At 46.0% G+C, this 12,222-nt stretch carries 8 protein-coding genes; 5 read left to right on the forward strand and 3 right to left on the reverse strand.

What is annotated here, in order from left to right:
• Positions 1–2 precede the first annotated feature (2 nt).
• On the reverse strand, positions 3–2,546 hold the full coding sequence (locus AC27G9_RS10575) for a glycoside hydrolase family 3 protein (protein WP_487073922.1): 2,544 nt from the start codon (positions 2,544–2,546) through the stop codon (positions 3–5).
• 205 nt (positions 2,547–2,751) lie between these two features.
• Between AC27G9_RS10575 and AC27G9_RS10580 the strand changes: the two genes are divergently transcribed.
• The 5 genes from AC27G9_RS10580 (at position 2,752) to AC27G9_RS10600 (ending at position 9,633) form a co-directional block, all read left to right on the forward strand.
• Complete coding sequence (locus tag AC27G9_RS10580) at positions 2,752–4,086, forward strand: GH1 family beta-glucosidase (protein WP_487073924.1); 1,335 nt, start codon at positions 2,752–2,754, stop codon at positions 4,084–4,086.
• 18 nt (positions 4,087–4,104) lie between these two features.
• Positions 4,105–5,631 carry an MFS transporter gene (locus AC27G9_RS10585; RefSeq protein WP_487073926.1) on the forward strand — a complete coding sequence of 509 codons (1,527 nt, stop codon included), beginning with the start codon at positions 4,105–4,107 and terminating at the stop codon, positions 5,629–5,631.
• A gap of 87 nt (positions 5,632–5,718) precedes the next feature.
• Positions 5,719–6,714: a LacI family DNA-binding transcriptional regulator gene (locus AC27G9_RS10590; RefSeq protein ID WP_487073928.1), complete on the forward strand. Its 996-nt coding sequence runs from the start codon at positions 5,719–5,721 to the stop codon at positions 6,712–6,714.
• A 167-nt stretch (positions 6,715–6,881) separates the two neighbouring features.
• The gene (locus tag AC27G9_RS10595; protein ID WP_487073930.1) at positions 6,882–8,852 is read left to right on the forward strand and encodes an alpha/beta hydrolase family protein; all 1,971 of its coding nucleotides are present in this window, start codon (positions 6,882–6,884) and stop codon (positions 8,850–8,852) included.
• A gap of 292 nt (positions 8,853–9,144) precedes the next feature.
• Positions 9,145–9,633 (forward strand): helix-turn-helix domain-containing protein, encoded by a 489-nt coding sequence (locus AC27G9_RS10600; RefSeq protein WP_487073932.1) that lies wholly within the window; start codon positions 9,145–9,147, stop codon positions 9,631–9,633.
• A gap of 21 nt (positions 9,634–9,654) precedes the next feature.
• Here AC27G9_RS10600 and AC27G9_RS10605 read toward each other — a convergent pair whose 3' ends face one another.
• Both AC27G9_RS10605 and AC27G9_RS10610 read right to left on the reverse strand, forming a co-directional pair.
• The gene (locus AC27G9_RS10605; RefSeq protein WP_487073934.1) at positions 9,655–11,589 is read right to left on the reverse strand and encodes a YfiR/HmsC family protein; all 1,935 of its coding nucleotides are present in this window, start codon (positions 11,587–11,589) and stop codon (positions 9,655–9,657) included.
• Between the two features lie 349 nt (positions 11,590–11,938).
• The gene (locus AC27G9_RS10610; RefSeq protein ID WP_487073936.1) at positions 11,939–12,214 is read right to left on the reverse strand and encodes a hypothetical protein; all 276 of its coding nucleotides are present in this window, start codon (positions 12,212–12,214) and stop codon (positions 11,939–11,941) included.
• Between the last annotated feature and the right edge of the window lie 8 nt (positions 12,215–12,222).

Raw genomic sequence — 12,222 nt, forward strand, 5'->3', positions numbered from 1 at the left:
GACTATTGCGCCTTGATATCAACGCAAACTGAGTCGTTTTCAGTCGGCATATATTCGAAGGAAACCTGACTTAACGTAAAGTCGGCTTGGCCAGAAGACTCAATGGAAAATGGCACAACGGTGTTTTGATACTCCATGCCTGCCTCTGCAAAACACGTCAATGGTATCGCGACCTGGTACCACTGATTGACCGCTAACGCTTGAGTATCGAGGGGGAGTGTCGCGCCGCAAGGACGCCCCTCATCATTGTCACACTGAGTTGCTACCATCATGTCAGTAGACGGTTGATCGTTTAGCTTGATATTAAAGGTCAGTGTCCCATTGGCTAACAGGTCACTGCGTAAATCTTCTCTGAAGCTACTCTTACTATTGAATCGCACCGCTTGTGGCGTGTTGCCGCTAAAACTGATTCGAATGGCATCTTCTTGAATAAACCTGTCCGCTGTGCGGTATGCTATTGTCTCAAGGTTCGCCGTATTACTTGTCACTTGCATGGTTTGCCCAGCAGTCGCAAGGCGGATGTGCCAAGGCTTATGCAGTTTGCCATCGAACAACACCTTCTCAGTGTTTTCTACCGTCGGCTGCTCGACAACTTCATTTAATGCCAGTGAAATAGGATCGTCCTGACCATATGTCAGCCCATATCCGTAAGGAAAGAGCGGTGTTTGGCCATCTCCTAGATTGATTTGATCAAAAGGCGAGTTTGGCCAAGAGAAGCTAAGCTTGCCCGTAATCGGGTAACCAATTTGACCATTGGCATCACTGAACAATACATCGGCAACGCCAGCCCCTTCACTGCCGGGTAACCAAGCTGCCACGAAAGCATCTGACGCATTAATTTCCGGGTTAACCCACATAGGCCTGCCCGACAGGAATACTGATACTGTCGGTATACCTTGGCTTTTCAACTTTTGCAGCAATGCCAAATCTCGTCTGTCACCAGGTTGGTAATTGACATCCGCTCGGTCGCCATGGCCCTCTGCATATGGATCTTCGCCAAAGACGACGATGGCCACATCAGGTTTGGCGTCTGTTTCACCGTTGAGGGCAAATGTGACTTCACCGCCCGCGGCGACGACGTGAGATTCAATACCATCCAGAATTGAGCTCGCATTGGGGAAGTCTTCGTTCGTATTGTTGGTGCCTTGCCAAGTGAGTGTCCAGCCCCCGGATTGCTTGGTGATGTTGTCAGCACCATCTCCTGCTACTAGTACGTGTTGCTTTGGTGATAATGGCAAAAGATTATGCTGGTTTTTTAGCATAACCAGTGATTTTCTGACGGCTTCGCGAGCGATGTCACGGTGTTTTGGATTTCCCAGTAATTCGACTTCTGATGCATGTAAGCGCTGGCTTGGTGGAGCTTGCTCAAATAGACCAGCTCGCGCCTTTACACGTAAAATCCGAGTGACTGCATCGTCGATTCTCGACATGGGAATGTCGCCGGATTTAACCTGATTAACTGTATTTTCATAAAGCGGTTTCCACGCTTTGGTCGGCGCCATAAACATGTCTAGGCCGGCATTAATGGCTTGTGGGCAGCTTTCATTGGTACAACCTGCAACTTGTCCGTGTCCAGCCCAATCTCCTACTACGAAACCGTCAAACCCCATTTGTTTTTTGAGTACGTCCGTCAATAGATGTTTGGAGCCGTGAACTTTGTCACCATGCCAGCTGTTAAATGATGCCATGACGATTTGCGCGCCGGCACCTAGTCCGCTGATGTAGCCTTGGGCGTGAATATCTCTGAGGTCAGCCTCACTATCTCTATTGTCGCCTTGATCGTCTCCGAGATGTGTACCACCATCGCCGACAAAGTGTTTGACGCTACTAATGACGTGATCTGCGTTCAGAAAATGGTTATCGGGTCGACCTTGAATACCGTAGACCACGGCTTTGGCATAGTCTTTTACCAGCGCCGGTGACTCGGAATAACTCTCGTAAGTTCGACCCCAGCGATCATCTCGTGCGGTGGCAACAGTCGGTGCAAATGCCCAGTCGATACCAGAGGCTCTGACTTCGATAGCTGTCGCTTTTGCGATCGCTTCAATCAGTGCAGGGTCACGCATGGCGCCCAAGCCAATGTTGTGTGGAAATAACGTCGCCCCAACTAAATTGTTGTGTCCATGTACGGCATCGGTACCCCACATAGTCGGTATTGTCGAACCGTCTTCACTGCTGTCGACACTCGCCAGAAACATGTCGTCAGCCAACTTAACCCACGCGCTCAGCGGTGCGTGTTTTCCTCCTTCTGGGAAAGAACCACCACCATTGAGGTAGGAGCCGAAACCGTATTTGCGCATGTCGTCTACTGTGATATCGCGAATTTCTGGTTGCATCATTTGTGCAACTTTCTGTTCAACTGTCATGACCGCGACCATCTCTGCGATTTTTTTCTCTAGTCCGGGATCGGTTTTTACTTCGCTATTAACCTTTGGCCATCTGACCTCAGGTGAACTGTCAGAATCTGCTGAAGACACTGAGTTTGTTGGTTGACAGCCAACAAGCATGCTAAATGCAGCAAGGAGTGTCAGGTTAAATTTTGGCATAGGTAAAACCTCAAAAACGTTCCGATAAATCACATCTCATGACATGCGGCTTTCTTTTCTGTTCATTTTGTTTTATAAATTGAGAAAGCGCTTTCTCAAAGCAAAGATTACATGGTATAAACATAAATTCAACATTTTTTATTAAATTCGACAGCTCGCGACTGGCTGGTCTGTCGAGTTATTTGGAAACACAAAGGGCATTTGCATGACTTCAATAAAGCTGGCCGAAAATTCGCCGCTACTCAGTAAAAACTTCCTATTCGGTACGGCTACATCGTCTTTTCAAATAGAGGGGGATGCGGCCTCGCGTTTGCCCAGTATTTGGGACACATTTTGTGCAACGCCGGGTAAGATCGCCGATGGGTCGAACGGTATAGTGGCATGTGAGCACGTTTTTCGCTGGCAAGACGATATCGACTTGATTGAATCGCTTGGCGTGGATGCCTATCGCTTATCGATATCTTGGCCTCGAGTCATGAATCAAAATGGTGAACTGAACCCTGACGGGGTGGCGTTCTATACGCGGTTGCTCGACGGTTTAAAACAAAAAGGTATCAAAACCTTTGTCACTTTGTATCATTGGGATTTACCTCAATATATCGAAGATCAAGGTGGTTGGCTGAATCGTGAGACGGCCTATATGTATGCTGACTATGTGAGTAAGATAGTGCCGGCTCTGGGAGACAGAGTTGATTCGTACGCTACTTTCAACGAACCGTTTTGCTCAGCATTTTTAGGCTATGAAATTGGCGTTCATGCGCCTGGTAAGCTCGGTCGCAAGAACGGAAGGCAAGCTGCTCATCACATTTTGTTGGCACATGGGTTGGGAATGGCGCAATTGTCTTTGCACTCACCGCACACGCTGAATGGAATCGTACTCAATTTCACACCTTGCTATCCCATTTCGCAAAATGCGGCTGATGTTGACGCGTGTCAACGAGCCAACGAGTATATCAATCATTGGTATATTCAACCCCTGATGGAAGGGAAATATCCAGACGTTATCGATTTGCTAGGAGATGATGCCCCCGACATTCACGATGGTGACTTTGCCATAATGCAGGCACCCTTGGATTTCCTTGGCATCAATTTTTACACCCGTTTGCGCTATGGTGCACCGCGCCATACCGATGAACTATACGAAGAGCTGCCACACCAGGCACCGTTAACCGACATTGGCTGGGAAATTTACCCACAAGCATTAACGGATTGGTTAGTTTCACTTCACGAGCGTTACACATTGCCGCCAATTTATATCACCGAGAATGGTGCAGCTATGGCGGATAAGATGGAAGGCGGAGAAGTTGTCGATAGTGACAGAGTTGCCTACTACGATGCCCATTTGAATGCGCTATCGGATGCGATTGAAAAAGGAGTGAATGTAGCAGGTTATTTTGCATGGAGCCTGATGGACAACTTTGAGTGGGCTGAAGGATACGCAAAACGTTTTGGTTTAGTGTACGTTGATTTTGATACCCAAGAGCGCACGTTAAAACACAGCGCATTAGCGTACAAAGCATTGCTCAATAGTCGAACATAGCCGAAAAGAGGAAAAACAGTGACTAGGTTATCCCTGACAGAAAAAATCGGTTATGGCATGGGCGATGCCGCGGCAAATTTGGTGTGGCGCGGCGCGTTAGCCTATCTCGCTGTTTTCTATACTGACACCTTTGGCCTCGCAGCAGGCGCAACCGCAATGTTGTTCCTAGTAGTCAGGCTTTCTGATGGTGTCACCGACATCATAATGGGCATGATTGCCGACAGAACCCATTCGTCGTTGGGACGATTTCGCCCTTGGATCTTGTGGTCTGCGCCCTTGCTGGGTTTGTTTATGGTGTTGTGTTTTACCACTCCAGATTTCGATGATACCGGAAAACTGGTGTTTGCGTATGTGACATACATCGGCCTGACTCTGGCTTATACCATGAATAATGTGCCCTATTCTGCTTTGATGGGGGTCATGACTCCTGATGACAATGAACGTACCTCACTCTCGGGTTTTCGTTTTGCTGGTGCGTTTCTTGGGGGATTGTTTGTCATGGGTTTTCTCCCTTATTTGGTGGACATTTTGGGGCAAGGGGATCAGAGCCAAGGCTATCAATATGCGATGTTCATTTATGCCGTCTTACTCGTAGCCATGATGCTGATAACTGTCTATACCACTAAAGAACGTATTCAAGTAGCCTATGACAGTACGATAAGCTTGAAGGCGGAATTCATTACATTGTCAAAGCAATTACCTTTGATTGTTATACCGCTGGCGTCAATGAGTGCATTTTTCTACTTCAGAGACTGGCTTTCAGGCCTTATCTTCTTTGTTGTTTTGGTTGCTATTGTCTTGGGTATTCAACAATTGAAACGTGCAGACACAGAAAAACTCAGTGGCGCACAGCAGGATATGCTCGACTTACTCTCTAATACACCGTGGTTAATTTTGTTAGGCATAGGCTTTTTAACCATGATGTTCAATGGCATTAAAATCGGAGCCGTTGCCTATTACTTCAAATATTACATTGGCGATGAGCTGCTTGCAGGCCAATATTTTATTGGTTTGCTTGTTGTGTCGGTCGTCGGCGCGCTGTCAACGGCAACGCTTTCTCGATTATTAGGAAGGAAAACCCTGTTTATCGCCGCATTATTGGCATCGAGTGTGCTGACGGCTGCGGTGTTTTGGGTGCCCTCGGATAATCTTGTCATGATTTTTAGTTTGGGTATTGGGGCTGAGTTTTTTGCCGCGGTAATGCCGACTTTGTTTTTTTCGATGCTTGGAGATGCAGCGGATTACTCAGAGTGGAAAACGGGGCGACGAGCCACAGGGTTGGTCTATTCCGCCGGCACTTTTGTGCAAAAAACGGGTGGTGGATTCGCGGGGGCACTAATGCTACTGGTATTGGGCCACTATGGTTACAACGGTAGTGACCTGACTACTGTCGAGAACAGTATTCCCGGAATGATTTTGTGTATGAGCTTTATCCCTGCCGGCTTTGGCGTAGCAGCAGCCCTGCTTATGAGCTTTTATCCTTTGGATAATGCTAAACAAGAGCGTATCACAATAGACTTACTACAACGTAGGGCGGCGACATAACTGGTCGAAGTTGTATAACCCGCGGGAACGCAAACAGCACTTTGAGAAAAACGAGTGTACAATGCTCGGAAAAAAGGGAGTGAAGTAATGGCAACAATTTATGAAGTAGCTGAACACGCTGGGGTGTCCTTGTCGACGGTTTCCAGGGTATTGAATGGCCGTAAAACGGTGAATCCAAAGCTACGAGAAAAAGTTGAAGCTGCTATGCGAGAGCTGAATTATCGACCCAGCTCTGTCGCCCGCTCCTTGGCAACCAATCGTTCAGATAGTATTGGTGTGCTGGTCTCGGAATTAGACACGCCATTTTTCGGTGAAATGATGCAGGCGATTGAAGCCACGTTAAGAGAAGCGAATAAACACGTTATCATCACCGTGGGACACAATGATCAGCAGCAAGAAGTTGATGCTGTTGATTTTTTGATTAGTCGAAATTGCGATGCTCTCATTATGCATTCAGAGGGAATGACTGATGAGCAACTGCTCGCGGTCAATCGCGACAAACTTCCTATTGCCGTGATTAACCGAGACGTTGACGGGCTCGACAATGCCTGCTTTTGTTTGGACAACGAACAAGGCGGTTATCTCGCGACACAGCATTTGATCGAAAACGGCCATACGCGCATTGCCTACATCTCTGGGCCTGCTCGTAAAACCGATGCCATGGAGCGGTTGGCTGGGCACAAACGAGCCCTGATTGAGGCTGGTATACCTGTTATTGACAGTATGATTTACGAAGGGAACTACAAAGAGCAGGACGGTAAAGAAGGCTTGTTAGCCCTTCGGAAAGAGAACGACAGTTTTACTGCACTGGTATGTGCAAACGACTGGATGGCATCAGGAGCAATGAGCTGTGCCCGTGATCTGGGTTTGCAGTTGCCTGAACAATTATCCATAGTCGGTTTCGATGACGTGGTATTTGCCCACCATGTCTATCCCAAACTCACCACTGTGAGCAACCCCGTTTACAAAATGGGGGAGATGGCAGCAAAATCTATCTTATCCCGCGTTTATGACCAAAAACATCAACTCAAGCTACTTTACGATGCCGAATTAATCGAACGTGACTCTGTAGCAAAAATTTAGACTAAAGAATAAGTCAAAATTGGACTTTTGGACATTGTAACTGTGACGCACTCAGTATAGTGTGTCCGGTTGGTGATGTGCTTGGTTGAAATTTATTCAGCCTACATGAGAGGTTTTTACCTGACACACCACACACAAGAAAATAAGAAAGCGAAAAGGAATGTACTATGAAGAGGATTCTTCTTTCCCTGCTAATGTTGATTAGCACCACCCCTCTATTTGCCCAAGAAATTCATATCAGCCATTTCGTCAAGCGCGGCGACTACTTGGATATGAAACTGTCACCGGATGGTAAACACATTGCCGCACGTGTTCGTGTTGGTGGTCGCGAAATGATGGCGATTCTCGACTCAGCGACGATGAAAGTTGTTGGCGGTTTGAAGCCAGCCAACAACGACATTATTCACACTGTAAATTGGATCAGTAATGAGCGACTCGTATTCGAATATGCCGAGAAGCAAAGTAACTTCGATAGACCTGTTGCAACAGGTGAGTTATACGCAACCAACATAGATAACAGTCAACGACTGATGATCTATGGTTATCGTGCGGGTGATGAATCTGCTGGAAGTCGTTTGTCGAGTCGAAAAGATTCGTTTGCCACACAAGAGATTATCAGTTTATTGGAAGGTGATGATCGACACATTTTGATTCTTGAACACCCGTGGACGCTGATCTCCAACACTTGGTATGACAACCGTAAAAAACAGCCGGTTGTCAGTAAGTTGAATGTTTACACGGGTCGGAAAAGCAAGGTTGAAACCATTCCTCACCCCGGAGCCAAAGTATTGGCAACCAAGTCAGGCAGTATCAATTTTATCCGTTGGGAAAATGAACAAGGCTATACGAAATCGGCGTATCGCGAAAATGAAGATGACGATTGGAAACCACTGAATCTGGAGTCTGAAGAAGGCCGTGAGCTTTTCCCTATTGGCTTAAGTGAGGATGAAAAGTTCGTCTATTTCTCTGGGTATCGAGGTGAAAAATCAATTTACACCTACTTTGCTTTAGATTTGGCCTCGGGTGAAATCAGCGAAGTCTTTGGCGAACATGCAACTGATGTCGAGTGGTTAATCGCTGATACTAACGGTATGCCAGCGGTCGGGGTAACTTATCCCGGTAAATCAGAATATGTATACGCAAAAGGCAAGTCTCGCACAGCAAAAATACACAAGATGTTAGTGGATGCTTTTGGTGGCCAGTCTGTTGATATTGAGAGCCGTACTGAGGATGGAAAAACACTCTTGGTTCGAGTGAGTAGCGATGTTAATCCAGGTGAGTATTACTTTTTCGACCGTGATACTTTGAATGCTCAGTTTTTGTGGGCAAATAAATCTTGGATTGACCCACGAACCCTTGCGCCAATGCAGCCAATTGTTGTCAAAAGCGATGATGACCAAGATTTACACGGTTACCTGACGTTGCCGAAACAAACCGGTGACAAAAAGCCGCCGATGGTGGTGATGATCCATGGTGGCCCGCAAGTGCGGGACTTCTGGGCGTATAATAACGAGGTACAACTGTTTGCGAACCGTGGTTATGCGGTGTTACAGATAAATTACCGAGGCAGTGATGGTTATGGCCAGGATTTTAGAAATTCGAGTAATCGAGAGTGGGGCGGAAAAGTCATAAATGATATTACTGCCGCGACCAAATGGGCTATCGACCAAGGTTATGTGGACGGTGACAATATTTGTACATTCGGAGATAGCTTCGGCGGATATGCGGCAGTCATGTCAACCATTAGGGAACAAGACCTATATAAATGTGCGATCGGTTACGTCGGTATTTATGACTTGCAGTTTGCTTATACCGAGTCTGATATCCCAAATAACTGGGGTGGGCAGGCTTATTTAGAGCGCGCTCTCGGTACAGACGAGGCGGAATTGAAGCAGTACTCGCCAGTGCATCATGCCGATAAGATTAAGGCAAAAGTTATGCTTATTCACGGCTCTAGAGACCGTCGTGCACCTGAGATCAATTCAGAAGTGTTAGCTGAAAAACTTGAAGACGCTGGCAACCCTGCTGTGTATCTTAAGTATCGCCAGGCTGGACACGGTGTTTATGATGAGGAAAACCAACAGGAATTGTACGAAGGTGTATTGAAATTCCTCGAGCAAAACCTCAAAAAAGCATAGTCTAATTAGTGTCAGAAAAGCGGCTACCTAGCCGCTTTTTTTTGTGCGCTTTTTGGCATGTATTGGTAAATGCTGGTGTACTTGCCATTTTTGTTTAGTGCAGCTGTTTTCCCTGAACTCTTCACTTTTTATGCTTCATTTTTCACGTTTCGGCCCGATGTCAGCTAAGTGTCGTGGAAATGTCAGTGGTTTGTCGTTATGGTGTCAGTATGATTTCACTGGGATGTCGCCGTAGCTTCGTCTTATTTTCACTAACATGGCCTCTCGAAGACAACAATCGATGAGGCGAACAATGAGTAAAGATGTGCAACTCAACAATGACAAAATTCAAAAGTTAAGATTATTGAAATGCTGGAGCCAAGATGAACTGGCTGCAGCCTGTGATGTCAGCGTAAGAACCATACAGCGAGTTGAGAAAAACGGTACCGCTTCTTTGGAGACGACCAAGGCATTAGCAGCGGTGTTTAACCTGTCTCCGGATGAGCTACAGCGTAGCAACAGAGTTGAGGTGGCGACGTTTCAGTTTATTTGTAAATACGCATGGCTCGTCGCATTTGCGCTATCAAGTGTGTTTTTTGGTATGTGGATTGTCGATATTCTCATTCCAACATTAAAAGGCGCTGACTTTAATCAGCAGTATGAGATACATGGTAATTTTCGTTATCTCGACTTTGGCGGCATCAGCTTTTTTGTGGGGTTTATGGGATTGGCGCTCAATATTGCTGTCGAGCATATGGGCAAGAAAAAACTCTTAGCGCATACCTTAGATTCCGAACGCTGATGTTGAGAGGGCAACGGGGCGTTAAGTCTGCCCACTGTCAGCAGGGATGCTGATCGTGAACTCTGTGCCGCTGCCTAATTCGCTATTGACCGAAATCTGGCCATTCAATTTCGTAGTCACTATGGTGTAAACGATATTGAGGCCAAGACCCGTTCCCCCTTCGTTTCGTTTCGTTGTGTAGAAAGGGTCGAAAATACGCTGTAACACGGTAGGCTCCATGCCAACACCATTGTCTTTAAACTTCACAAGGCTAATTGAATCCTTCACTGCCACTTCGATAGTGATATGTTTATCCTCAACCCCTTCAAAAGCGTGATTGACTGCATTCGTGCTTAAATTGTTAATGACTTGGCTGAGCAAACCCGGATCAATACTGTGAAGTGGGTTATCCCCACTGATTGTCCATTTGACGTGATGTTGTTTTAAGTATGCCGTCATCGTGTTCATGATGCTATGACAGTAATCATTCAATTTGATTTGGCGGCTTTGTTCGACAATTTGATCCGCCGACACCTGTTTAAAACTCTCAACCAAGCGATGGCAACGTTGTAGATTCCCGACGATTAAGTTGTCTAACTCGTCTAGTTTATCGGCAAATTTGATTGCCGTAGACTTTTTCAGTTGACCTGACTCGATGAGTTGTTTGAATTCTCTAGAGTCAGCCCCGAGGGTACTAATAGCGGTGAGAGAAATACCGATAGGCGTGTTGATTTCGTGAGCAACCCCAGTCACTAAACTTCCTAGTGACGCCATTTTTTCCGCTTCCACTAATTGTTCTTTTGCCTGTGTGAGTGTATCCAACGCGGTCGCTAATTGGTCTTTTGTACGTTTGTTTTTGAAGAATAAATGACTAATTAAGACCGCAGCGAGCAACGCGACGGCGACGACGAACAAAACTACGTAAATGATATCGCGCTGTTTATCGATCAATTCAGATTGGTATTTTACTTCTGTCTGCGCCTCGTTAAGCTGACTTTCTTGGTTGGCGAGCAGTTTCTTATTGGCTTCTACTTCAGCATTCAGTGCGTCTAAGACTTGGATTTGCTGTGCAACGTTGTTTTCATACTCTTGTTGGGTTCTTTCAGCAGCTTGAAGTTCTTTTTCTTTACTATCGACCTGAGCCAGTGCCTTTGCATATTCTTGTTCGACATTACCAATTTGGGACATCAATTGACTGAGCTTGGTTTGGTTAGACACTATGCTCTCTTGTTTTTTGTCCAGTACGCCTTCTAAGTTTTCAAGTCTCGCCTGCAAGGTTTTGTATTGGTCCTCTCGCTGTTCGAAAGCCAGCTGTTGCGCCGCAAGTTTTTCAAAATTCGCTTCGTTTTGTTGCCTGAGGGCTTGAATTGCCGCTTCGGTTTGATGATAGAGCTCTGCCACATCGACTTCAGTTCCACCAAATAAGACAAGTTCTGGCTTAATCGCGATTTGTTCAAACGCTATATTAGGGCGGTTAATTTGAAAGCTGAGGGTAGAGCTTGTGTTCTCTTGCTGGCGCTGCAAAATATTTATCATGATATTGTGCAAGGACGGGCTTTCTTCCGTCATTACCAATATACCTTGGCCTCTGAGATTGAAAGAAAGTTGGCCGACATCTGCAATATACGCTTCTGGGATATAGACTACGTCTGCATTGCCCAGCTGAGCTAAGCTATCTGCAATGTATACACGTAAAGGTAGACCTCTTACTGACAATTGATTGATTGGTGCAAATGCTTGACTGAGGGCCTCATCTTGCCAAATGGCAATATCAATTGAACGAGAGTCTTGCTCGTTTGGCCATTCTAAATTTCGGATAACTTGTACGACGAGAGCGGCTTTGACTTCTTCAATTTTATAGTTTTGCGCTTGAGCTTTGGAGAGAGTAAGTCCAGCGGAAAGAAGTAGGCTAATGACCAGCAATTTGAGTTTAAAACTAGCGAGGTTTAGGGGGGCAACATATCTCGTAGTTATCATTCAATAGCCTTCGCGATTCTCTATAACAACCGACGCCCAGCGAAAAGGAGGTCGTATATCAACTGCAGGTAAGCACGGTATCGCCGAGCTCATTTCCATAGGCTCGCACTTCCTTCGCGATAATTTATCTTGCGCATTTCCGTAGCAAGATTTGTCATAGACCCATTCGAAAAACCGAATTCGAATCGATTGACTACGTTAGACTCTATGTTTATCAGAAGTTGTTGGAATTGTGAACATAAATCAATGAGAGCGGACCATTTTTACGTTCGTTTTCGCCAACAAAAAAGCTGGTCATCTAAAAGATAGACCAGCTTTCTCAAGAGTGTAAGACCCAGGCCAAAACGCCCTAAGGCTTACAGTGTTGTTTTATCAGTTGGTTATACTCACTGGCATAAACCACTTTTTCCTTGCGCAGTACTTTGTCTTCAGCACTTTTGATAACGTCTCCTGTGCCCTCGAGGAATCGATACCCACAGTGGTCAATTAACACTTTATCTGCCGTTTCGTCTAATCCAGGAAAAGTGGTACGGCGCCCTTGAGTGGCGAGAAAACGCAAGTCTGATTTTGTAATTGCCTCTTGGACCGCGCGTTCCGCTTCAGTTTTGTGTTCGTTATTTGTCATACTGCAAG

The organism is Alteromonas sp. 5NS40-0096, from assembly GCF_057544385.1.

Bases quoted from the DNA above. Each gene is read 5' to 3' on its own strand.
- AC27G9_RS10590 (WP_487073928.1), top strand. From the start codon at position 5,719: ATGGCAACAATTTATGAAGTAGCTGAACACGCTGGGGTGTCCTTGTCG.
- AC27G9_RS10575 (WP_487073922.1), bottom strand. From the start codon at position 2,546: ATGCCAAAATTTAACCTGACACTCCTTGCTGCATTTAGCATGCTTGTT.
- AC27G9_RS10595 (WP_487073930.1), top strand. From the start codon at position 6,882: ATGAAGAGGATTCTTCTTTCCCTGCTAATGTTGATTAGCACCACCCCT.
- AC27G9_RS10600 (WP_487073932.1), top strand. From the start codon at position 9,145: ATGAGTAAAGATGTGCAACTCAACAATGACAAAATTCAAAAGTTAAGA.
- AC27G9_RS10610 (WP_487073936.1), bottom strand. From the start codon at position 12,214: ATGACAAATAACGAACACAAAACTGAAGCGGAACGCGCGGTCCAAGAG.
- AC27G9_RS10580 (WP_487073924.1), top strand. From the start codon at position 2,752: ATGACTTCAATAAAGCTGGCCGAAAATTCGCCGCTACTCAGTAAAAAC.
- AC27G9_RS10605 (WP_487073934.1), bottom strand. From the start codon at position 11,589: ATGATAACTACGAGATATGTTGCCCCCCTAAACCTCGCTAGTTTTAAA.